Here is a 22,376-nt window from a genome sequence, read left to right as displayed (position 1 = left end):
AACCTGCCGGTATGGCCCTAGGAACAGCTTCCACCAGGACTGATCGCGCGCACACCGTGCGCGAACTGCTCGCTTCCGGCAAGCAGTCCTATTCGTTCGAGTTCGCCGCCCCGAAGACCGAGAAGGGCGAGCGGACCCTGTGGAACGCCATTCGCCGGATCGAGGCCGTCTCCCCGACCTTCGTCTCCGTGACGTACGGCGCCGGCGGCACCTCCCGTGAGGGCACGGTCCGCGCCACGGAACGCATCGCCACCGACACCACCCTCACCCCGGTCGCCCACCTCACCGCCGTCAACCACTCCCTGGCCGACCTGCGCAACATCATCGGCCAGTACGCTGACGCCGGTATCCGCAACATGCTCGCGCTGCGCGGCGATCCGCCCGGCGACCCGATGGGCGAGTGGATCAAGCACCCGGAGGGCGTCGGCTACGCCGCCGAGCTCGTCCAACTGATCAAGGAGTCCGGCGACTTCTGCGTGGGCGTCGCCGCCTTCCCCGAGATGCACCCCCGCTCGACGGACTGGGACACCGATGTCCGTCATTTCGTCGACAAATGCCGCGCCGGCGCCGACTTCGCCATCACCCAGATGTTCTTCTACGCCGAGGACTACTTCCGGCTGCGCGACCGGGTCGCCGCCGCGGGGTGCAGCACGCCGATCATCCCCGAGATCATGCCGGTCACCAACGTCCGCCAGATCGAGCGCTTCGCCCAGCTCAGCAACGCCGCTTTCCCGCCCGAGCTCGCGGACCGCATCATGGCGGTCAAGGACGACCCGGCGGCGGTACGCTCCATTGGGATCGAGTACGCCACGGAATTGTGTGCGAGCTTGATGGCCGAGGACATTCCGGGGCTGCACTTCATTACCCTGAACCACTCCACGGCGACCCTGGAGATCTACGAGAATCTGGGGCTGCATCAGCGGTCCTGAGCAACGGTGGCCGGACAGCGGCGGAAGAGGGGCGTATATGGGCTGGACGATCCTCTACATCGCGTTCGGCCTGGTCGCCGTCTGGCTCCTGGCCGAGGTCCTGCTCCAGAACAAGGCGCGGCTGCGCTGGCGGCTGCTGGCTTTCGTGGGCTTTCTCGGTGTGGTCGTCGGCGTCCTCCTGCCCCAGGTGATCGTCATCGGCGTGGGCGTGGTCGCCTTCGCCGTCGGCCAGACCAATGTCACGCTCTCCTTCCGGCGCGGTTTCACCACCGGCTGGGCGTTGCGCACCAAAACGGCCGAGAAGGGGCGCCGCCGGGCCCGCTCCGGCGCCGCGCCCGCCGTCGAACCGGCCCTCCAGGTCTCCGATCTGGAGGCGGGGCCGGTCACCGACGACCCGGCCCGCGACGAGGACGACGACAACGTCTTCGCGGGCGCCCACGCTTTCCAGGGCCAGGACGGCTACGCCGACCGGAGCGGCTACGCGGGCCAGGACGCCGCCTACGGCGCGCAGGGCTCCTACGGCGAGAGCCCCTACGACCCGGCCGGGTCGTACGAGGCGGCGGGTCCGTACGGGGGCCAGGAGGCGTACGCGTACGGAGGCCAGGGGCCGTACGGGGACGGGAGCGGCTATGCCGCCTCGGCCGAGAACACCTATGCCGGCCAGAACTCCGCCTCCGACGCGACGGTGTACGCCCCGCAGCCGATGCCCGACGAGACCGGGCAGTACGGCATCTACAGCCCCGACGCCCGCACCGGACAGCAGCAGCCCGGCTACTCCGACTACCCCGGCTACGACCCGTACGGCACCGCCCCGGGCGCGGACGGCGGCGGCAACGGCTATGGCTACGGCGGTGGTTACGACCAGGGCGCGCCGGGCCAGAACGCCTACGCGGACGCCTACGCCGACCCGTACGCGGCGTACGGCGACGGCACGGACCAGGGGCGGGCGGCCGCCTACTCCGACCCGTACATCGGCGCCCAGCAGTACGGCGCGTCCTACGACCCGTACGAGCAGCCCGACCCCTACGGCCAGGTGCCCTACACCGCCGGGCAGTACGACGGCCAGGACCAGAACCCGGCCCAGGGCTACTCACCGCCGGGCGGGTCCTGGGTGCCGCAGCAGCGCGACGGTGAACTCCCGCCCGAGCAGCAGCCGTACCCGCCGTATCAGCAGGGCTACGACGAGCAGCACTACCGCTACTGACGCGCCGCCCGGGACGGCACGGGCGGCGCTCTCAGCTGGAGCCGCGCCAGTCGTCCCCGTTGACGATCAGGCCCGCCACGATCGCGCCGGACATCCCGGCATGCGCGGGGCCGCCGCCCGGATGCGCGCGGCCGCCGACCGCGTACAGGCCCGGTATCCGGGTGCGGTTGCCGGGCCGCAGAAAGCGGCCGCCCTGCCCCGCGAGCGCCGGCGCGGGTATCCACGCCTCGTCCGCGGGCGGCAGGACCTCCCGCCACAGCACCCGCTCGCGCAGGCCCGGGACGGCGGCCTCGGCGGCCTCGGTCATCCGGTCCGCGGCCGCCTCGACGGCCGCCGTGTCCGCGCCGCAGGGGACCGGCACCGCCGCCGACAGCGTCACCGCCTCGTGCCCGTCGTCGGGCCGGGACGTGGGGTCGTCCGGGCGCAGCACCGTGACCGTCGGCCGCTCGGGAAGCCCCCGCGCGCCGCCGTCCCCGAACACGGCGGCCAGCTCCGCGGCACGGTCGGCCGCATGCACGACCGTCCGGTGCACCGTCTGCGCGGGCCGCGCCCCGCGCAGCGCCAGACAGACCGTCAGCCGCCCCGCGGCACACCCCCCGGACAGGGCCCGGGGCCGTACGTCCTCCGGACCGTAGGGATCGCTCCCCTTCAGCAGCGCCGGGAGCCGCGCCGGGTCGAGGCCCGCGACCACGAACTCCGCCTCCGCCCCCCGGCCGTCGGCCAGCTCGACCCCCGCCGCCCGGCCGTCGCGCACCACGATCCCGGTCACTTCCGCGCCGAAGGCGAACGCCACCCTGCGCTCCCGGCAGCGCTCGTACACCGCCTCGGCCAGCGCCCGCATCCCGCCGCGCGGATACCAGCTGCCGAAGGTCTGCTCCATGTACGGCAGCACCGCCGCGCTCGCCGGGGCGCCGCGCGGGTCGAGGCCGTGGGCCAGCGCATGGCTCTCCAGCAGGGCGATCAGCCGAGGGTCGGCCAGCTCGCGGCGGGCGATGTCGTCGAGGGTGGCGGTCGTGGGGCCCTTGCCGCGCCCGAACAGCCCCCGCCTGCGCACCGCCGGATACGGATCGCGGCCCAGCACCCGCCAGTCCCGCCACAGCGGCTCCTCCAGGAGCGGGCGGCGGGTGGCGTCCCAGGCATCCCGGGCGCGGTTGACCAAGGCGCTCCAGCGCTCGCCGGCGCCCTCGCCCAGCGCCTCGTCCAGGGCCGAGAGCACCCCGGCGCGCGAGGCGTTCGGGAGCGAGACGGCGGTGCCGTCGGCGAAGACATGGCGGCTCGCCGGATCGACCTGGGCCAGCGCGATACGGCTCTCCAGCGGCTCCTTGCCGGTCTTGAGGAACAGATCGCGGTAGACGGCCGGCAGATGCAGCAGACCGGGCCCGGTGTCGAAGCCGAAGCCGTCCCGTTCGAAGCGCCCGAGGGCGCCGCCGTACGTCGCCCCGCGCTCGTACACCGCCACCTGGTGACCCGCAACGGCCAGCCGGGCAGCGGCCGCCATCGCGCCCATCCCGGCGCCGATCACCGCAATCCGTGCCATGTCCGTGACTTTATCCGGCGCCACTGACAACGCCCGCGGCCAGGCGTTTCTTCTCCTCCCGCCGCTCGCGGCGGCGGCGCAGGAAGCGGCGGATCCGCGACCACAGGAAGATCACCGTCGCGAGGCCGCCGATCAGCAGCACCGCCGCGATACCCGCCGCGATCACCGGGTGGAAGAGGGCGAAGGCGATGAGACCGGCGACGCCGAGGTCCTCGGCCAGGCTCAGCAGGATGTTGCTCGCGGGCTCCGGCGAGGTGTTGACCGCGATCCGCATGCCCGCCTTGACCAGATGGCTCAGCAGCGCCGTGGAACCGCCCACCGCGCCCGCCGCCAGCTGGGGCAGCGATCCGTCGTGCCCGGCCAGCAGCGCGGCCACGACACCGCCCGCGACGGGCCGGATCACCGTGTGGACGGCGTCCCAGACCGAGTCCACGTAGGGGACCTTGTCGGCGACCGCCTCGCACACGAAGAGGACCGCGGCGATGATCAGGACGTCGGGGCGCTCCAGCGCGGCGGGGACCTCGTGGGTGACGCCGGTGGCGCCCAGCAGACCGAGCAGCAGGACCACGGCATAGGCGTTGATCCCGCTCGCCCAGCCGCTGGTGAAGACCAGGGGGAGTACGGACACGCAGGAGATCGTAGACGGGCGGCGGGCCGTGCCGGTCGCCCAGGTGGGCGCAGGGCACTGGTGCTCACGGGTGAGTATCCGTACTCAGTCGGCGAGATGAGTAGGTACGCGGATGGGCCGGGGGCCGCCGGGACGGAAGAGTGTGCACCACGGAAGGGACGCGGCGCCGCACCGCCGACACGGGGCGGCGGAACGGCGCGGCTCCCGGCCGTGACGGGGGAGCACGGGGGAAGTACGGGGGCTCCACGGGGGAGCACGGGGGAAGCGCTGTCCTGGTCGGATCGATGGGGGAACGATCCGTGCCAGGACAGCGCGTTTTTTGTGTGCGGGACCTACTCCTGGCGGCCGGTCACCCTCCCCTGCAGCAGCCGCGACAGCGCCGCGTGCACCTCGTCGAGCGACCGGTCCGGCTGGTAGGACTGCCAGTCCAGGGCGGCCACCAGGACCATCCCGAACAGCGCCGAGGCGGTCAGCGGGACGTCGATCTCCTCGCTCAGCTCGCCGGCGGCCACCGCCTCGCGCAGCACGCCCTCCACCACGGTGATCGCCCGCCCCCGCACCACCATCAAGGTGGACTGCCAGGCGCGGTTGGTGCGCCACAGTTCGGCGACGTAGAGCTGGGTGAGCGCCGGGTAGGCGGCGATGAACTCCAGCCCGGCCCGGATCATCGCGTCCAGCGCGTCGATCCGGCGGCCGCCGCGGCCGGTCACCTCGTCGGCCGCCTCCTGCAAGGAGGCCGCCAGCAGCTCGATGCCGTGCCGCAGCAGCTCCTCGAAGAGGACGTTCTTGCTCGCGAAGTTGTAGTAGACCGTGCCCTTCGCGACGCCGGCCCGTTCGGCGATCTCGTCCACCGTGGTGGAGGAGAAGCCCTGTTCGGCGATGAGCGTGACCGCGGCCTCGAAGAGCTTGCGCCGGGTGGCGTCGCGGCGAGATGTGGAGCTGTCCATGGGGGCGATTGTGCCGGTCCGCGCGGCCCGCCCGCTCACAGGCTCAGCTCCGGGTGGAGGTCCTTCATGCGCACCACCTGGCGACCGCGGGCCGCCAGAGTGGTCAGCGCGAGCGCGCCCACGGTGAAGGCGGCCAGCACCGCACTGCCCTGCCATACGGGCGCGAGGTCGCCACCTGTGATGAGCCGGCGCAGCCCCGCGACGATGTAACTCATCGGCAGATAGGGGTGGATGGCGCCGAAGAAGCCGGGGCTGGTCTGCACCGGGTACGTACCGCCCGCCGACGTCAGCTGGAGCATCAGCAGCGCCAGCACCAGGATCCGGCCGGCCGGGCCGAACTTGGCGTTCAGCCACTGCACGATCGCCGAGAAACACGCCGTGACCAGGACGAGGAAGCCGACCGTACCGGCCGCCCTGGCCATCTGGAGGCCGAGCGCGAAGTGCAGTACGGACATCAGGGCCGCGGTCTGGAGCACCCCGATACCGGCCACCGGCAGCCACCCGGACACCGCCACCCGCCAGGAGGAGGCGCCCATCGCCAGGGCCCTCCGGTTGAGCGGCTGGATCAGCATGTAGGCCACCATGGCGCCGACCCACAGGGACAGCGGGATGAAGTACGGGGCGAAACCGGTGCCGTAGTTCGGCGCCTTGTGGGCCGCGTCGGAGGCCAGCTGCACCGGGTCGGACATCACCTTGGTGCGGGCGTCGCGGTCCTTCTTGCCGTAGTCGGGGATCTGCCGGGCACCGTCGTGCAGCCCGCCGGCCAGCTTCTGCGAGCCGTCGGAGAGCTTGAACAGGCCGCCGTCGAGCGTCTGCGCGCCGTCCTTGAGCTTGCCCACACCGGAGTCGAGATCGCCCATCCCGTCGGCGGCCTGGCCGGTGCCGTCGTGCAACTGGTGCGTGCCGTCGTCCAGCTGCTGTGCCCCGGAGGCCAGTTGGGCGTTGCCCGCGGCCAGTTTGCGGGCACCCGCGGACACCTTGTGCGCACCGTCGTTGAGAGCGTTGATCTTCTTGACGGCGGCGTCCATGTCCCGGCCCATGGTGGGCCCGTGCTTGGCCAGTTCGCTCGCCAGGGAGTGCAGCGTGTCCAGGTCCCGGCCGAGCTGGTCGAGGTTCTTCTGGTCGTGGACGTAGCCGCTGACCCGCTCGGCGGCGTCCGCCGCGGTCGCCGCGTCGTCGTTGATCTTCTTCAGTTCGCCGCAGGTGGGATCGAGGCTGATACCGGTCTCGCAGTGCAGCCGGTAGTACGTGGCCAGGTGGTCGGAGACGCCGCGCGAGAGCTGCGCCCCGGTGGCGGCCGCGCCGGGCAGCCTGTCCAGGTTGTCGCGCAGGGCCTGCGAACCGTCGGCGACCAGCTGGGCCGCCTCGCCGATCTCCCTGCCGTGCGCCCGGACGAAGGGGCCCACCTTGGCGTCGAGGTCGTTGACGGTGTCGGCGAGCTGCTGGGTGCCCTGTGCCACCTGGCCGGAGCCGTCGGCCAGTTGGCGCGCTCCGCCCGCTGCCGTACCGGCGCCCTTGGCCAGGTCCGTGCTGCCCCGGCTGAGCCGTCCGGCGCCCGCGTCCAGGTCGCCCAGGCCCTTGACCAGGCGGCCGCTGCCGTCCTTGGCGGTGCCCAGTCCGTCGGCCAGCTTGCCGCTGCCGTCCTTGGCCTTCCCGAGGCCGTTCTTGAGCTTGTCGGCGCCCTCGGCGGCCTCCTCGGTCTTGCCGTGCAGCGTCGAGAACGAGACAAAGATCTTGTCGAAGAAGGTGCGCGCGGACTTCTCCGAGGCCGCCGAGCGCACCTCGGAGAACACCGTCCGGGAGATCTGCCCGACGATGTAGTTGTTCGCGTCGTTGGTGCGCACCTTGAGGGCGCCGGTCTCGGGGTGGTCACCGGAGCTGGAGGCGATCCGCTTGCTGAAGTCCGCGGGGATGGACAGCGAGAGGTAGTACGTGCCGTCCTCGACGCCCCTGGCGGCCTCCTTGGCGTCGACGGGGCGCCAGTCGAAGGTGTGGCTCTCGCCCAGCCCGTCGACGATGTTCTCGCCCGCCGAGATCTGCTTCCCGTCGACGTTCGCGCCCTTGTCCTCGTTGACCAGCGCGACCGGTATCTTGTCGAGCCGCCCGTAGGGATCCCAGAAGGACCACAGGTACAGCGCGCCGTACAGCAGCGGCAAGAGCAGCAGCGCGGCCAGCGCGGCGCGCGGCAGTTTTCCCCTCCCGAACCGCTTCAGCTCAAGCGCGGCCAGCTTCGGCGAGCGCATCGGCCGCCCCCTCCTCGTTGTCGTCCCTGTCGTCCCCGTTGCCCGGGTCGTCCCCGTCGTCCCCGTCGTCCGCGTCGTCCTGCGGTGCGGCCTTCACCGGGGTGCCCGTCTCCGGCGCGGCCTCGCCCGTTACGGCGGCCGCGCCGTCCGTTGCGGTCTCCGGCCCGTTCGGTACGGCCTCGGGCGGGCCGGTGCGCACCAGGACCACGTCCCCGTCCGCGGCCCCGTCCGGTCCGTCCGCCGGCGGTTCGCTGCACACCGCGAGCACGGTCGTGCCGGCCGCCGCCAGGCCGCGCAGCATCGCCCAGGCCCGGCGCCGTTCGTCGTCGGACAGCTTGAGATCGGTGTCGTCCACGGCCAGCAGCCGCGGGGCGCCGATCAGCGCCAGCGCCACGGACAATCGCAGCGCCTCCAGCCGCTCCAGATCGCGGACCGAGGTGCGGAGCCCCTTCGGCAGCGATGCCACGTCCAGTCCGGCCGCCTCCAGCGCGCCGTCCACCAGGGCGCGGGCCTCCGCCCGGCGCTCCTGCCGGGGCCGCAGCAGCGCCCGCAGCGAACCGCCGAACCGGCCCTGGAGCAGGGCGCGTTCGCGCAGATGCTCGCCCACCGTCAGCGCCGGGTCGAGCTCGGCGACCCCGGGTACGTGGGCGAGCGCGGTGACCGAGCGGACCGCGGCCATCTTCCTGGGCAGCGGCAGCCCGCCGATCTCGGCGGTACCCTCAGCGGACGCCATCCGCCCGGTGAGCGCGAGCAGCAGACACGTCCGCCCGGAACCCGAAGGCCCCTGGACGGCGATCAGCGAACCGGGCGCCGCCGCGATGTCGATGTTCCGGAACGCCCAGCCGCGGGGGCCCTTGACGCCGAATCCCCTGGCCGTGACCGCCGCCCCGCGGGGGGTGCTGTCCACGATCCTTCCCCTCCTCGGACTGTGCTTGAACTGACTGGTCAGTTCAAAAGTATCGGGTGCCGTACCGCCGGTACGCAAGGGGGTGGGGGAAACGGTCACCGAATGCGTGCGCGTCCGCCGCGCCCACGCCGCCGCATCGTCCGCTTTTCGGCGAAAGCGCAGGTCAGCGCCGATTGTCAGTGGTGTCCCGCACGATGGGGTCATACGGTCCCGAATCGCCATTCGGTCCCGAACCGGCAGGCGACGACAGGAGGTTCGTCATGGCAGCTCGTCCCCGCGTGGGCGGCTCCGCTGCGTACGGTCCCCCGAGCGATGTCCACCCCGTCCTGCGGCGGGCGGCAGCCCCGCCCGCGGCCCTCGATCTGCTCACCCAGGCCCGCCAGGGCCTCGACGAAGCACAGACCCTCCAGGCGCCCAACGAACGGTTCGCCACCGCCCATCTGGCCGCCCTGCGCGCCGCGGCCGCCGTGCTCGCGGTGCGTGGCCGGCCCGAGACCACCGTCCGCCGCCGGCAGCGGATACGCAGCGCCTGGGAGGTGCTGCCCGAGGTCGCGCCCGAACTGTCCGAATGGAGCGCCTTGTTCGCCGCCGGTGCCGAACGACGCGCCAGGGCCGAGGCGGGCATAGTCGGTGCGGCCAGCCGCCGCGACGCCGACGACCTGCTGCGGGACGTGGCGATGTTCCTACGCCTGGTGGAGCGGATGCTGCTGCTCCAGCCCGCGCTGCCGCCGCAACGGGCGGGCGGCGGTCCGGCGGCGGGGGAGGAGGGAGGCGGGCGGCGCCGGGCGGGCTGATCCGGGGCGGCGCCGGGGGTCCGGGCGGGCCAATGGGGCTCGTGCCGGGCCTCGGGCGGGCTCGCGCGGGTGTCGCGGACGGCCCGTGGCACGGCTCCGCAGGCCGCGCACCCTGCCGGACGGAATAGGGTGGTGGGCGACTGGACGTTCATGCCCCCGCCGAGGAGCCACCCGCCGTGTCTGACCCGCTGCGCCCCCGCGCCTCCCTCCGTACCGCCGTGGTCTGGGAGGTCCTCAAGGACGCCCTGGAGCGCCGGGTCAAAGCCGCCGGGCGCGACGCCCTGGACGTCCTGGACACCGGCGGCGGCACCGGCAACTTCGCCGTCCCGGTCGCCCGCCTCGGCCATCGCGTCACGGTCGTCGACCCCAGCCCCAACGCCCTCTTCGCCCTGGAGCGCCGGGCCGCCGAGGCGGGGGTGGAGGACCGCGTGCGCGCCGTCCAGGGCGACGCCCACGGCCTGTTCGACGTCGTGGAGCGCTCCGGCTATGACGCCGTGCTGTGCCACGGCGTCCTGGAGTACGTCGACGACCCGGCCGAGGGCGTGCGGCAGGTCGTCGACGCGCTGCGCCCGGCGGGCACCCTCAGCCTGCTCGCCGCGGGCCTGGGCGGCGCCGTCCTCGCCCGCGCCCTGGCCGGCCACTTCACCGAGGCCCGGCACGCCCTCACCGACCCCGCTGGAAGCTGGGGCGAGGGCGACCCGGTGCCGCGCCGCTTCACCGCCGCGCAGCTGACCGACCTGGTCGCCGCCACCGGCCTCACGGTCGGCGCGGTGCACGGCGTGCGGGTCTTCGCCGACCTGGTCCCCGGTGTGCTGGTCGACACCGAGCCGGGCGCCATGGACGCCCTGCTCAAGCTGGAGGCGGCCGCCGCCGAGCAGCCCGCCTTCCACTCCGTGGCCACTCAGCTGCACGTCCTGGCCGAGCGCGACTGAGCCGCCCGCCCCGGCCGGCACCCGCCGGCCGCGGCCGGGTCGCCGCTGACCCGTGCGAGCTGCACGATTACCGCGTGCTGTCGGTCACGGACCACCCGATCGGCCCCTTCTCCCCGTATGATCGGGGTACGACGTTCCGGCATGACGGAAGGGCGGGTGGGGAATGCAGGCAGCATCACACCGGCCGCCGTGGCGGCCCGGAGCGGTGAACTGGCGTTGAGGGGCGGGTTTCACGGGGGCGAATCCCTGCCTATCCTGAAAGGGTCGCACCCGGTCGCCCCCCGCGACCGACGAGTAGGAGGACTCCGTGCCGCTCTCGGAGCACGAGCAGCGCATGCTCGAGCAGATGGAGCGAGCGCTGTACGCCGAAGATCCCAAGTTCGCGACAGCGCTTGAGGGAAGCGGGCTGCGTACGTACACCCGGCGACGGGTCTACCAAGCGGTCGCGGGCTTCCTGGTCGGTATCGGCCTGCTCATGGCCGGCATGGTCGTCCCGCTGATCTGGGTCAGCGTGGTGGGCTTCCTCGTCATGCTCGGCTGCGCGGTGCTGGCCGTCACCGGATGGCGTAAGGCCCCCAAGCCGGGTGAACAGCAGTCCTCCGCGGGCGGATCCGCCCGCCGCCAGCCCCGTCAGCGCCGCTCGATGATGAACCGCATCGAGGACCGCTGGCAGCGCCGCCGCGACGAACAGGGCCACTGAGCCCTACCGCCCCCCGCTCGCCGGACACTTCACCGGACTTCGCGCGGCCACCCGACAGGATCGGGCGGCCGCGCCGCCGTGTGTAGGGGGCCGGGCGAGGGGCCGTGAGCCGGGCCCCGCGCACGCCGGGCACAGGCAGAGGACCCGCCCGGCCGCCTGCGGCTCCCGCCCCCGCCCGCGTCCGTCCGTAGTCCTCGCCCGCGCCTGCGGCCGTCCGTGGCCCCCGCCGGCCCGGCCCCCTACGCCCGCTGCCGTCCCGGCCGCAGGGCCGATGTCGCGCGGCGGGCGGCGGCGGCCGGGGCGCTGGTGCGGCAGCGGCCGGTGAAGGCCGTCCAGCGGGCCGAGCAGGCCCGGACGAGCCGGGCCGCGGAGCGCGGGGCGAGCCGGGCGCGCAGCCGCAGGGTGCGGGTGGCCGCCGTATGCAGTCCGGCGTGGACCCGCCGGACGTCGGTGGCGAGGCCGGACACCGGGTGCGGCTGCGGGGCGTACAGCGTCTGCTCGACCGCCGCGGCCATCCGGTGGGCGGCCTCGGCGGCTTCCCCTTGCAGTTCCCCGATGCGAATGATCCGGGCGGCCGCCCTGCGCGGCGTCAGCGACTCGTCCGGCAGGATCCCGAAGTCCCAGGCCGTGTCCAGCAGCTCCTGCCAGGCAGGCAGGGGGTCCGTCGCCGCGTCGCCGCCCGACAGCCGTCGGGAGCGTATCCGCAGCCGCCACAGCAGCGGCACGCAGAGCAGCAGCGCGACGAGCACCGCGGCCACGCCGCCGGCCAGGACCTGCCAGAGAGCGGGGCCACCGGCCGTGGGGCGGGCGCCGGGCGGGGCGGGCGCCGCCGCACAGGCCGTCCCGGAGCCCTGCCGCCGCTCACCGGGGGCGCAGCTCGGGTCCGTGGACGGGGTGTGCGGCGCTTCGGCGGACGGTGCGGGCCGGGGCGCGGGGTCGGTGGGATCGGCGCCGGTCGACCCGTGGTCGCGGTAGGTGTAGTCGGGGACGCTGCCGCGGCTCGGGGTCGGTTCGAAGCGGGTCCAGCCGATGCCCTGGAAGTACAGCTCGGGCCAGGCGTGCGCGTCCTTGAGGCTGACGGAGGTGGTGCCATCGGACTGCGGGGTGCCCGGCGTGAAGCCGACCGCTACCCGGGCGGGGATCCCCAGGGTCCGCGCCATCGCCGCCATCGAGAAGGAGAAGTGGACGCAGAAGCCCTCCCGGTCCTTCAGGAAGCGGGCGATGGCCTCGCTGCCGCTGCCCGCGCTGACCTGCGTGTTGTAGGTGAAACCGCCGTTGAGCGAGAACCAGTCCTGGAGGTCGACCGCCTTGTCGTACGCGGTGTGTGCGCCGCGGGTGACCGCGCGCGCGGTCCGGCGCACCACCGAGGGCAGCGAGGCGGGGACCTTGGTGTACTCCCGGACCAGCCGGGCGGGCGGCCGCGGGGCCGCGGCCAGCTGTTTCGCGGTCGGCCGCACCTGAAGGCTCTCGACCTGGTACTGCACCCCGCGGGTGGTCTGCCCCCGGTCGCCGACCAGGGTGCGGCCGGCGGGCTCGAAGCGCCAGCGCCCGGCGATGTCCACCCGGGAGGCGGGGTAGGGGAGCGGCAGCCAGTTCTGGGCGTACCAGTCGGCGGTCGAGATGGAGGTGTTGACCGTGGTCGTGGGCACGTCGGCGGAGAGGCCGGGCGGTCCCGGCAGCCGGCCGGGGACGTCGGTGACGGTGCGTTCGGACGGCCTCCAGGCCGCGCCGTCGAACCGGTCCAGGGCCACTATCCGCAGATACAGATCGCTGGTGTCCCCGGTGGTCGTGCGGTAGTTGAGGACTTCCTTGTCGTCCGGCTGGTTGAGGCTGTTCTGCAACGAGACCAGCGGGTTGACCGCGGAGATCGTGCCGCCCCCGCCGCCGGGGCCGTTGCCGTCGCCGGGCGGGCCGATCAGCCCGCCGCCCAGCGAGGGCAGCGCGGCGGGCACCACCAGCGCGATCCCCAGGGCCAGCGCGCCGATCCGGTGGCCGGTACGCACCGGGGGCGGGGCGCCGCCCGCGGAGCCGAGGCCGCCCGGCCGGGCCGTGCCCGTCCCGCCGAAGACCCGGCCCCACTGGGAGAGCCGGTCGCGGCCCTCGGCGAGCAGCAGCATCAGATAGCCGGCCGCCGCCACCAGGAACCACAGCCAGCCCGCGCCGCCCTGGGACAGCCCGGCCGCCACCGAGTACAGCGCGAGCAGCGGCAGCCCGGCGGGGGCGGCGCTGCGGTAGGTGACCGCCAGCGCGTCCACCACCAGGCCGATCAGCAGCACCCCGGCCACCAGCAGCAGCCGGATGCCGGGGGTGGCCGGTGCCGGGGTGGCGTAGCGGCCGGCGTCCCGGAGACCCTCGTGGACCAGCCGGGCGAACTCCGTAACGGCGTCCGGCCCGGGCAACAGCCCGAGAACCGCCCGGTCATGGACGAAGCACACGGTCAGCACCAGGACGGCGAGCAGCGCCTGCGCCGCGATGGTCAGCGGTCTGGCCAGCGGCACCCGCCGCATCAGCGCGCCCGCACCGCTCACGACCGCCAGCAGGATCGCAGCCAGCACCAGCCAGTCGAAGGGCTGCACCAGCGGCAGCAGTGCGCAGGCCGCGCACAGCGTCGCCATGGCCGCGCACAGCGCCAGTCGGCCCCGCCCACTCATGCCGATACCCCGCATCCCTCGGCTCCGCCCGTCGGTGCCTTCATACCCCGCCTCCCGCCGTGGCGCCGTTCGGTGCGGGCCGCTCCGGGCCCGCACCGGCGTGGTCGGCGGCGCACCGCCACAGATCGGCGAGCGAGCTGTCGGCGGTCACCGGCAGCGCCGTCCAGCCCGCCTTGCGCAGCATCAGCACCCGTTCCGCCACCGGCAGCTGATCCGACGCGAACCGGATCCCGCCGGGGCCGGGCAGCCAGGTGTCCCCGTCCAGGACGAACGCCACCGCCGCGCCGCAGCGCTGCCGTATCCGCCCCGCGACCGCCGCCTGCTCCTCGTCCAGATCGCCGAAGAAGGCGACCAGCAGACCCTCCTTGCCGCCGCGCAGGACGTCGTACGCGGCCGAGAGCCCGCTCTCCTCGGACGGCTCCAGCACCGCGAGGGTGTCCAGCAGCAGCCCCGCCGTATCGGCGGACGCGGCGGCGCCGGTGCCGTCCAGGCCGGGCACCGGGCTGCCGGTGTCGGTCAGCAGCCGCACCGAGAAGCCCCGCTCCAGCAGATGGACGCCCACCGATGCGGCGGCGGTGACGGCCCATTCGAAGGCCGCCTCGGGACCGGCCCCTTCGTGGGCCTGTGCCCGGGTGTCCAACAGGACCGTGCAGCACGCCTTCTGGGGCTGTTCCTCCCGGCGCACCATCAGCTCGCCGTGGCGCGCGGTCGACCGCCAGTGGACCCGGCGCAGGTCGTCGCCGTGGCGGTAGCCGCGGGGGATGATGTCGTCCTCGCCGGCCAGCGCCAGGGAGCGCTGGCGACCGTCGCCGTAGCCGGGGGTCTCGCCCGCCGGGCGGACCGGCGGCAGCGGCTCGGTGCGCGGCACCACCATCAGGGCGTCGGCGGTGCTGAAGGAACGGGCCAGCTCGCACATGCCGAACGGATCGGACAGCCGCAGCTGGAGCGGCCCCAGCGGATAGCGGCCGCGCAGATCGGACCGGACGCGGTAGGACACCTCCCGCCGGCCGCCGGCCTCCACCCGGTCCAGTACGAAACGCGGCCGCGGCCCCAGGACGTAGGGCACCCGGTCCTGGAGCATCAGCACCCCGGTGGGCAGGCGGGAGACGTTCTCGATCCGCAGCCGGACCCGGGACTCGCCGCCCGCCGGCACCCGGCCGGGCGTGAGCGTACGGCTGCCCGCGACGCGGTGCCGGGTGCGGTGCAGCACCAGGACGCACACCAGCGGCAGCGCCGCCAGCAGCAGCCCGACCCGCAGCAGATCCGCCTGCCCGAGCAGGAACGAGCACACCGCCGCGGCCACCCCGGCCGCCAGGAACGATCTGCCGCGCGTGGTCAGCCCCCCGAGCGCCGCCCGCAGCCCGGCCCGCTGCGGCGTCCCCCCGTGCCCCGCCCCGAGGCTTCCCCCGTCGGACATCACAACCCCCGTACTCCGGGCGGCTGCTGACCGCGGCCCGGCCGCCACTGCGGCGCGGAGGGATCGGGGACCGGCGTGCGGTGCAGGATCTCCAGCACGATCTGCTCGGCGGTACGGCGGTTCAACTGGGCCTGTGCGGTGGGCAGCAGCCGGTGTGCGAGCACCGCGACGGCCAGCGACTGCACATCGTCCGGCAGCGCGAACTCCCGCCCCGCCAGCGCCGCCGCGGCCTTCGCGGCCCGCACCAGATGAAGCGTGGCCCGCGGCGAGGCACCCAGCCGCAGCTCGGTGTGGCTGCGGGTGGCCGCCACCAGGTCCACCGCGTATCTGCGGACGGCTTCGGCGACATGGACCGTGCGCACCGCGTCGATCAGCTTGACGATCTCATCGGCGTGCGCCACCGGCTGGAGGTCGTCGAGCGGTGAGGCGCCGCCGTGCACGTCCAGCATCTGGAGCTCGGCCGCGGCGCTGGGATAGCCGATCGAGACGCGCGCCATGAAGCGGTCCCGCTGTGCCTCGGGCAGCGGGTAGGTGCCCTCCATCTCCACCGGGTTCTGCGTTGCGACGACCATGAAGGGGCTGGGCAGTTCATGGGTCTGCCCGTCCATCGTGACCTGACGCTCCTCCATCGACTCCAGCAGCGCCGACTGGGTCTTGGGGGAGGCGCGGTTGATCTCGTCGCCGATCACGATCTGGGCGAAGACCGCACCGGGCTTGAACTCGAACTCCCGGCGCTGCTGGTCGAAGATGCTGACCCCGGTGATGTCGGAGGGCAGCAGATCCGGGGTGAACTGGATCCGCCGCACCGAACAGTCGATGGAGCGGGCCAGCGCCTTGGCGAGCATGGTCTTGCCCACCCCCGGCACGTCCTCGATGAGCAGATGGCCCTCGGCCAGCAGCACCGTCAGCGCGAGCCGTACGACCTCCGGCTTGCCCTCGATCACTCCCTCCACCGAACGGTGCACCCGCTCCACCGTGGCGGTCAGATCTCCCGGGCCCACGCGGTCGTCGTACGTCGTCACTCGGCCCTCCCCGGCCCTTCCCCAAGCACTGGTCACCCACGCATTCTTGCTGTCCGCGCGGCTTCGCGTCATGGCCTGTGGATAACTGGGGGCGATATGTCCGGTGCGTCCGGGCCGGGGCGTCAGTCGGTCTGGCCGGATCCTTACGGCCGGGGATCGATCTCCCGCAGCAGGCCCGTCGTCACATCGAAGACGAAGCCCCGGACATCGTCCCGGTGCGGCAGGAAGGGCGAGGTGCGCACCCGCTGCATGGACTGCCGTACGTCGTCGTCGAGGTCCTTGAACGCCTCGACCGCCCAGGTGGGCCGCTGTCCGACCTCGGCCTCCAGCTCGTGGCGGAAGTCCTCGGTCAGGCTCAGCAGACCGCAGCCGGTGTGGTGGATCAGGACGACCGAGCGGGTGCCCAGCGCGCGCTGGCTGATCGTCAGCGAGCGGATGATGTCGTCGGTGACCACGCCGCCCGCGTTGCGGATGGTGTGGCAGTCGCCGAGTTCGAGGCCCAGCGCGGCGTGCAGGTCGATCCGGGCGTCCATACAGGACACCACGGCGACCTTGAGGACCGGCCGGGCGTCCATCCCGGGGTCGGTGAAGTCGGTGGCGTAACGACGGTTCGCCTCGACGAGGCGATCGGTGACCGTCCCCGGGCTCTCGGTCTTCGCCGAGTGGGGAAGACCGCTCTCACCGGCGCGGTCGGCGGCGCGGTCGGCGGACGGGGGCAGCGGCTGCGACGCAGATATGGGCATGCCTTCACGGTAATGGGCAACACCCGTTCCGGTCGCGTGTGAGGACGGGCATAGGGGTCAACATCACTCCGTGTGAGGTAACCCACAGTGATGGCGGACATACCTCCGGACGGGTGAACGGCCGGTCCGCAAACCCGTTGCGGGACGCGCGGAACCGGTTGATTGACCGGGGCAGCCGGTGGACTAAAGTGGCGCGAAGTGGGAGGCGTGACGCTCTCCTTGGATCCCGAATCCCTCGCGTGCGATGCGTCGCACGTACGGCTCGGCCTCCTCCCGCTCCACCGGTACTTCCGACGCCACTTCCCCGTCGCCGGAGGACCACTTCCCCTTCAGAGCGGGCGGGGACCAAGCGGTACGTACGGCACCCCCCAGCCAACGGCCGGGGACCCACCTGCCGCCCACCCCATCGGAAGAGGCATGAGCAGTAACACTCGCCACGTACCCGTCATGCTCCAGCGGTGTCTGGACATGCTCGCCCCCGCGCTCGCCGAGCCCGGAGCGGTCGTCGTCGACTGCACCCTCGGCCTCGGCGGGCACAGCGAGGCGCTGCTCGCCACCTTCCCCGAGGCCCGGCTGATCGCCCTGGACCGCGACCCGTCCGCCCTGGAGCTCGCCGGCGAGCGGCTGGCCCCGTACGGCGAGCGCGCCACCCTGGTGCATGCCGTCTACGACGAGCTGCCCGAGGTCCTGGACCGGCTCGGGACCCCGCGCGTCCAGGGCGTCCTCTTCGACCTCGGCGTCTCCTCCATGCAGCTGGACGAGGCCGAGCGCGGGTTCGCCTACGCCCAGGACGCCCCCCTGGACATGCGGATGGACCAGACCACCGGTATCAGCGCCGCGGACGTCCTCAACACCTACGCCCCCGGTGAGCTGGTGCGGATCCTGCGCGCCTACGGGGAGGAGAAGCAGGCCAAGCGGATCGTCTCGGCGATCGTGCGCGAGCGCGCCAAGGAGCCGTTCACGAACAGTGCGCGGCTGGTGGAGCTGATCCGCGAGGCGCTGCCGCAGGCCGCCAAGCGCACCGGCGGCAACCCCGCCAAGCGCACCTTCCAGGCGCTGCGCATCGAGGTCAACGGGGAGCTGGCCTGTGTGGAGCGGGCCATTCCGGCCGCGGTCGAGGCGCTGGCGGTCGGCGGCCGGATCGCCGTGCTCGCCTACCACTCGCTGGAGGACCGCCTGGTCAAGCAGGTCTTCGCGGCCGGCGCGGCCACCACCGCGCCGCCCGGTCTCCCCGTGGTCCCCGAGCGCTACCAGCCGCGCCTCAAGCTGCTGACCCGCGGCGCGGAACTGCCCACGGACGAGGAGATCGCCGAGAACCGCCGCGCGGCCCCCGCCCGGCTGCGCGGCGCCGAGCGCATCCGCGAGAACGTCGAGGACCGCGCATGAAGGCCCGGGGGCGGCCGCCCCGGAGACCCGGACGGCTGGCCGCACTCCTGCCCGCAGGCGCCGGCACCGCGGCCCGCACCCCCTTCGTCCTGCTGATCGTCGTGCTGCTCGGCTCCGGGCTGATCACCCTGCTGCTGCTCAACTCCGCCCTGAACCAAGGGTCGTTCGAGCTGAGCAGGCTGGAGAAGAAGACCGACGACCTGACGGACGAACAGCAGGCGCTGCAACAGGAGGTGGACGGCTACTCCGCGCCGGACGCCCTGGAGAAGCGCGCCCGGAAGCTGGGGATGGTGCCCGGCGGCAACCCGGCGTTCCTGATGCCCGACGGGACGGTGCGCGGCAAACCGAGCGTGGCCACGGGGGAGGAGACGGCGCTGAGCGCGCCCGCCGAGCCGTCCCGGAAGGGCCTGACGCCCTTCGCGGACCCGTCCGCCACCCCGTCCCCGACGACCCACGGCAGGTGACCGGCGGCATGACCGAGCCCAGGCAACCCCGCCGCCGCGTCCCGCGCCCCGCCCGGCCCGGATCTGCGGCGGGCCGCGGCGCGGCGCCGCGCCCGGCGGCCAGGAAGACCGCGGCCCGGGCCGCGAAGCCCGCCGCCCCCTCCGCCGCGAAAGCCGCCTCCAGGCCGGCCGCCGCACGCACCGCCCCCCGACAGTCCGCCCCCCGGCCCCCCGCCGTGCTCCGCCTGGGCAGCCCGCGCCCCCGGCTGCGCCTGGTCTCGCTGGCGCTGACGCTGGTGCTGCTCTCCTTCGTCGTACGGCTCTTCCAGGTGCAGGCCGTGGACGCCAGCGCGTACGCCGCCAAGGCCAACGAGAACCGCTATGTCCCCGTCAAGCTGGCCGCCGAGCGCGGCGCGATCACCGACCGGGACGGTGTGGCGCTGGCGGCCACCGTCGACGCGTACGACATCACCGCCGACCCCAGCCTGCTGGCGCCCGAGCGGACCGGCATCGACGACGCCCCGCAGCGCGCCGCGAAACTGCTCGCGCCCCTCCTCCACGAGGACCGCGCCACCCTCGCCGCCAAGCTCGGCCAGCGCAGAACGCGCTATGTGCTGCTCGCCCGGCAGCAGACCCCGCAGGTCTGGAAGCGGATCAAGGACCTCCGTAGGACGCTGGACGCCACGGCGGCCGCCGCACCCAAGCGCGCGCCCCGCCCCGACGTCCTGGTCGGGATCTTCGCCGACAAGCACAGCAAGCGGGTCTACCCCAACAAGGACCTGGCCTCCGGCGTCCTCGGCTTCGTCAACAGCGCCGGCAAGGGCAGCGGCGGCATAGAGGCCCTGCTCGACCGAAAACTCGCGGGCAAGGACGGCAAGCTCGTCTACGCCCAGTCCGGCGGCCGCCGGGTGCCCACCGCGGACGTCCAGGAGCACCCCGCGGTGCCCGGGACCGACGTCCGGCTGACCCTCGACCGCGACATCCAGTGGGCGGCGCAGCAGGCCATCACCGAGCAGGTCAGAAAGTCCCGGGCCGACCGCGGCTACGTCGTCGTCCAGGACACCCGTACCGGCGAGATCCTGGCGCTGGCCAACGCGCCCGGCTTCGACCCCAATGACGTCGCCAAGGCCGACCCCGAGGCGCTGGGCAACGCCGCGCTCACCGACGCCTACGAGCCCGGCTCCACCAGCAAGCTGATGTCGATGGCCGCCGTCCTGGAGGAGGGCGTCGCCACCCCGGCCACCCGGGTGACCGTGCCCAACCGGCTGCACCGCGGCGACCGGCTGTTCGCCGACGACGTCGATCACCGCACCTGGTATCTGACCCTCAACGGGGTGCTCGCCAAGTCCAGCAACATCGGCACGATCCTGGCCGCCGGCCAGCTGGGGAAGACCCAGGCCGAGGCCAACCGGACGCTCTACTCCTACCTGCACGCCTTCGGCATCGGCCGGCCGACCGGACTCGGCTTCCCCGGGGAGACCGACGGCATCCTGGCCAGGCCGCAGGACTGGAACACCTCGCAGCAGTACACCATCCCCTTCGGCCAGGGACTCTCCCTCAACGCCGTCCAGGCCGCCTCCGTCTACTCCACCATCGCCAACGGCGGCGAGCGGATCGCCCCCTCGCTGATCGCCGGCACCACCGGCCCCGACGGCCGCTACGCCCCCGCCCCGCGGCCCGAGCGGACCCGCGTGGTCAGCCCGAAGACCGCATCCACGCTGGCCGCCATGCTCGAATCGGTGGTCGACGACAAGGAGGGCACCGGCCCCCGCGCGAAGATCGACGGCTACCGGGTCGGCGGCAAGACCGGCACGTCCAACCGGGTGGACCCCAAAACCGGCCGCTACCGTGGCTACACCGCCTCCTTCGCGGGTTTCGCCCCCGCCGACGAGCCCCGCATCACGGTCTACTGCGCCGTCCAGAACCCCACCGTGGGGAGCTACTACGGCGGCCGGGTCTGCGGCCCGATCTACAAGCAGGTCATGGCGTTCGCGCTGAAAACCCTTCAGGTTCCGCCGACCGGCACCCGCCCCCCGCGCCTGCCGGTCACCTTCAAGCCAGGCGAATGAAATCGAGGCACCACCGCCGTGACGACCCTCACCACCAACGGCACCCCCGACCCCGAAAACGGCTCCCGCACGCGGCCCTCACTTCGCCCCGGGCCCGGCGGGCCCGGTACGCTCACCGCCGTGTCACAAGCTGATCAGTCCCCGAAACCCCCGACGACGGAGGAGGGCGGCCCCGGCAGATATCCGGGTGCGCCCCGTCCCGAGCAGGTCCGCCCCACACCCCTGGCGGACCTCGCCGGACAGCTGGGTATCCCGGCTCCGGACAACGCCTCCGGCGTCCAGGTCACCGGCATCACCCACGACTCCCGTGCGGTGCGCCCCGGTGATCTCTACGCCGCGCTGCCCGGCGCCCGTCTGCACGGCGCCGACTTCGTCGCCCAGGCCGCCGACCTCGGCGCCGCCGCGATCCTGACGGACCCGTCCGGCGCCGCCCGCGCCGCAGAGACCGGCCTGCCGGTCCTGGCTGTGCCGGACCCGCGCACCCGGATGGGCGCCCTGGCCGTCTCGATCTACGGCGCCCCGGGCGAGGACCTCCTCCAGATCGGCATCACCGGCACCTCGGGGAAGACCACCACCGCGTACCTCATCGAGGGCGGCCTGCGGGCCGCGGCCGCGAAGAAGGACGATGAGGGGGGCCTGCGCGAAGCGCAGTCGGCCAAGGGCGGTGGTGGGCGACGGGCGGGCGGTCTGACGGGCCTCGTCGGCACGGTGGAGACCCGGATCGGCGACGAGCGCCTCAAATCCGAGCGCACCACCCCCGAGGCCACCGACCTCCAGGCGCTGTTCGCGGTGATGCGCGAGCGCGGCGTCACGGCGGTCGCCATGGAGGTTTCCAGCCATGCGCTGGTCCTGGGCCGGGTCGACGGCTGCGTCTTCGACGTCGCGATCTTCAACAACCTCAGCCCGGAGCACATGGAGTTCCACTCCGGCATGGAGGACTACTTCCAGGCCAAGGCCCGGCTCTTCACCAAGGCCCGCAGCCGTGCCGGCGTCGTCAACCTCGACGACGAGTACGGCAAGCGGCTGGCCGAGGGCGGGTCCGAGGTCCCGGTGACGACCTTCTCCGCCGAGGGCCACCCGGACGCGGACTGGCGCGCCGCCGACGTCGAGGTCGGCACCCTCGGCTCGACGTTCACCGTGCACGGCCCCCAGGGGCAGACGCTGCGCGCGGCCTCCCCGATCCCCGGCCCGTTCAACGTCGCCAACGCGCTCGCCGCGATCGTCTCGCTGATCGCCGCCGGGATCGACCCGCAGACCGCCGCCGACGGCGTCGCCGCGGTCCCCGGCGTCCCCGGCCGCCTGGAGCGCGTCGACGCCGGCCAGCCGTATCTCGCGGTCGTGGACTACGCCCACAAGACGGACGCCGTCGAATCGGTCCTGCGCGCGCTGCGCAAGGTCACCGACGGCAAGCTGCACGCCGTCCTCGGCTGCGGCGGCGACCGCGACCCGCACAAGCGCGCCCCCATGGGTGCCGCGGTCGCCCGCCTCGCCGACACGGCCATCCTGACCTCCGACAACCCGCGCACCGAAGATCCGCTCGCGATCCTGGCGACCATGCTCCAGGGCGCCGCGGAGGTGCCGGTGCACGAACGCGGCACGGTGCTGCTGGAGGAGGAGCGGGCCGCCGCCATCGCCGCGGCCGTCGCCCGCGCCGAGCCCGGCGACACCGTCATCGTCGCGGGCAAGGGCCATGAGCAGGGCCAGGACATCGCCGGAGTGGTCCGTCCCTTCGACGACCGTCAGGTGCTCCGCGAGGCCATCGAGGCTTCCATGAAGTCACAGCAGCCGAACCACCAGGGATGACACACCGCCATGCGCGCACAA

18 protein-coding genes are annotated in these 22,376 nt (G+C 73.6%); 9 read left to right on the top strand and 9 right to left on the bottom strand.

Features of this window, described 5'->3' with window-relative positions:
* Nucleotides 1–11 precede the first annotated feature (11 nt).
* Both metF and B1H19_RS12455 read left to right on the top strand, forming a co-directional pair.
* The gene (gene metF / locus B1H19_RS12460; protein ID WP_083104720.1) at nucleotides 12–929 is read left to right on the top strand and encodes a methylenetetrahydrofolate reductase [NAD(P)H]; all 918 of its coding nucleotides are present in this window, start codon (nucleotides 12–14) and stop codon (nucleotides 927–929) included.
* A gap of 37 nt (nucleotides 930–966) precedes the next feature.
* Nucleotides 967–2,133: a hypothetical protein gene (locus B1H19_RS12455; protein WP_083104718.1), complete on the top strand. Its 1,167-nt coding sequence runs from the start codon at nucleotides 967–969 to the stop codon at nucleotides 2,131–2,133.
* A gap of 31 nt (nucleotides 2,134–2,164) precedes the next feature.
* On the opposite strand, the gene B1H19_RS12450 is transcribed toward B1H19_RS12455, so the two are convergent.
* The 5 genes from B1H19_RS12450 to B1H19_RS12430 all read right to left on the bottom strand — a co-directional run bounded on the left by B1H19_RS12450 (nucleotide 2,165) and on the right by B1H19_RS12430 (nucleotide 8,395).
* On the bottom strand, nucleotides 2,165–3,670 hold the full coding sequence (locus B1H19_RS12450) for a phytoene desaturase family protein (protein ID WP_083109575.1): 1,506 nt from the start codon (nucleotides 3,668–3,670) through the stop codon (nucleotides 2,165–2,167).
* Between the two features lie 10 nt (nucleotides 3,671–3,680).
* Nucleotides 3,681–4,298, bottom strand: coding sequence for a DUF4126 domain-containing protein (locus B1H19_RS12445; protein WP_083104715.1), 618 nt, complete (start codon nucleotides 4,296–4,298; stop codon nucleotides 3,681–3,683).
* Between the two features lie 332 nt (nucleotides 4,299–4,630).
* Entirely contained in the window at nucleotides 4,631–5,245 is a 615-nt protein-coding gene (locus B1H19_RS12440; RefSeq protein ID WP_083109574.1) for a TetR/AcrR family transcriptional regulator, read from the bottom strand.
* A 35-nt stretch (nucleotides 5,246–5,280) separates the two neighbouring features.
* The gene (locus B1H19_RS12435; RefSeq protein WP_083104712.1) at nucleotides 5,281–7,488 is read right to left on the bottom strand and encodes a YhgE/Pip domain-containing protein; all 2,208 of its coding nucleotides are present in this window, start codon (nucleotides 7,486–7,488) and stop codon (nucleotides 5,281–5,283) included.
* Nucleotides 7,460–8,395, bottom strand: coding sequence for an ATP-binding cassette domain-containing protein (locus tag B1H19_RS12430; protein WP_083104710.1), 936 nt, complete (start codon nucleotides 8,393–8,395; stop codon nucleotides 7,460–7,462). Before B1H19_RS12430 ends, B1H19_RS12435 begins: the two co-directional genes overlap by 29 nt.
* Nucleotides 8,396–8,655: 260 nt before the next feature.
* On the opposite strand from B1H19_RS12430, the gene B1H19_RS12425 reads away from it, so the two are divergent.
* The 3 genes from B1H19_RS12425 (at nucleotide 8,656) to B1H19_RS12415 (ending at nucleotide 10,821) form a co-directional block, all read left to right on the top strand.
* On the top strand, nucleotides 8,656–9,189 hold the full coding sequence (locus tag B1H19_RS12425) for an SAV_6107 family HEPN domain-containing protein (protein ID WP_083104707.1): 534 nt from the start codon (nucleotides 8,656–8,658) through the stop codon (nucleotides 9,187–9,189).
* Nucleotides 9,190–9,365: 176 nt separating this feature from the next.
* Nucleotides 9,366–10,121, top strand: a complete 756-nt coding sequence (locus B1H19_RS12420; RefSeq protein WP_083104705.1) for a methyltransferase — start codon at nucleotides 9,366–9,368, stop codon at nucleotides 10,119–10,121.
* Nucleotides 10,122–10,428: 307 nt separating this feature from the next.
* The gene (locus tag B1H19_RS12415; RefSeq protein ID WP_083104702.1) at nucleotides 10,429–10,821 is read left to right on the top strand and encodes a DUF3040 domain-containing protein; all 393 of its coding nucleotides are present in this window, start codon (nucleotides 10,429–10,431) and stop codon (nucleotides 10,819–10,821) included.
* A 239-nt stretch (nucleotides 10,822–11,060) separates the two neighbouring features.
* On the opposite strand, the gene B1H19_RS12410 is transcribed toward B1H19_RS12415, so the two are convergent.
* The 4 genes from B1H19_RS12410 to B1H19_RS12395 all read right to left on the bottom strand — a co-directional run bounded on the left by B1H19_RS12410 (nucleotide 11,061) and on the right by B1H19_RS12395 (nucleotide 16,654).
* On the bottom strand, nucleotides 11,061–13,472 hold the full coding sequence (locus B1H19_RS12410) for a transglutaminase TgpA family protein (RefSeq protein WP_083109573.1): 2,412 nt from the start codon (nucleotides 13,470–13,472) through the stop codon (nucleotides 11,061–11,063).
* Nucleotides 13,473–13,512: 40 nt separating this feature from the next.
* The gene (locus B1H19_RS12405; protein WP_083104699.1) at nucleotides 13,513–14,889 is read right to left on the bottom strand and encodes a DUF58 domain-containing protein; all 1,377 of its coding nucleotides are present in this window, start codon (nucleotides 14,887–14,889) and stop codon (nucleotides 13,513–13,515) included.
* A complete protein-coding gene (locus B1H19_RS12400) occupies nucleotides 14,889–15,911 on the bottom strand; it encodes an AAA family ATPase (protein ID WP_083104696.1) in 1,023 nt (340 codons plus the stop codon). Before B1H19_RS12400 ends, B1H19_RS12405 begins: the two co-directional genes overlap by 1 nt.
* 143 nt (nucleotides 15,912–16,054) lie before the next feature.
* Nucleotides 16,055–16,654 (bottom strand): beta-class carbonic anhydrase, encoded by a 600-nt coding sequence (locus B1H19_RS12395; protein WP_083104693.1) that lies wholly within the window; start codon nucleotides 16,652–16,654, stop codon nucleotides 16,055–16,057.
* Nucleotides 16,655–17,071: 417 nt separating this feature from the next.
* Here B1H19_RS12395 and rsmH point away from each other — a divergent pair, with 417 nt between their 5' ends.
* Genes rsmH through B1H19_RS12375 form a run of 4 tightly spaced genes read left to right on the top strand, consistent with a single transcriptional unit; the run spans nucleotide 17,072 to nucleotide 22,355 of the window.
* Nucleotides 17,072–18,040 (top strand): 16S rRNA (cytosine(1402)-N(4))-methyltransferase RsmH, encoded by a 969-nt coding sequence (gene rsmH, locus B1H19_RS12390; RefSeq protein ID WP_083104690.1) that lies wholly within the window; start codon nucleotides 17,072–17,074, stop codon nucleotides 18,038–18,040.
* A complete protein-coding gene (ftsL, locus tag B1H19_RS12385; RefSeq protein WP_083104688.1) occupies nucleotides 18,037–18,504 on the top strand; it encodes a cell division protein FtsL in 468 nt (155 codons plus the stop codon). The genes rsmH and ftsL overlap by 4 nt, the downstream gene beginning before the upstream one ends.
* A gap of 8 nt (nucleotides 18,505–18,512) precedes the next feature.
* A complete protein-coding gene (locus B1H19_RS12380; protein ID WP_083109572.1) occupies nucleotides 18,513–20,552 on the top strand; it encodes a peptidoglycan D,D-transpeptidase FtsI family protein in 2,040 nt (679 codons plus the stop codon).
* An 18-nt stretch (nucleotides 20,553–20,570) separates the two neighbouring features.
* Nucleotides 20,571–22,355: a Mur ligase family protein gene (locus B1H19_RS12375; protein ID WP_083104686.1), complete on the top strand. Its 1,785-nt coding sequence runs from the start codon at nucleotides 20,571–20,573 to the stop codon at nucleotides 22,353–22,355.
* Nucleotides 22,356–22,376 lie beyond the last annotated feature (21 nt).

Origin of the sequence: Streptomyces gilvosporeus, from assembly GCF_002082195.1 — a bacterium.
Classification (GTDB): Bacteria; Actinomycetota; Actinomycetes; order Streptomycetales; family Streptomycetaceae; genus Streptomyces; species Streptomyces gilvosporeus.
Note: the sequence above shows the minus strand (reverse complement) of the source record. Positions and strands in the feature narration are given on the sequence as shown.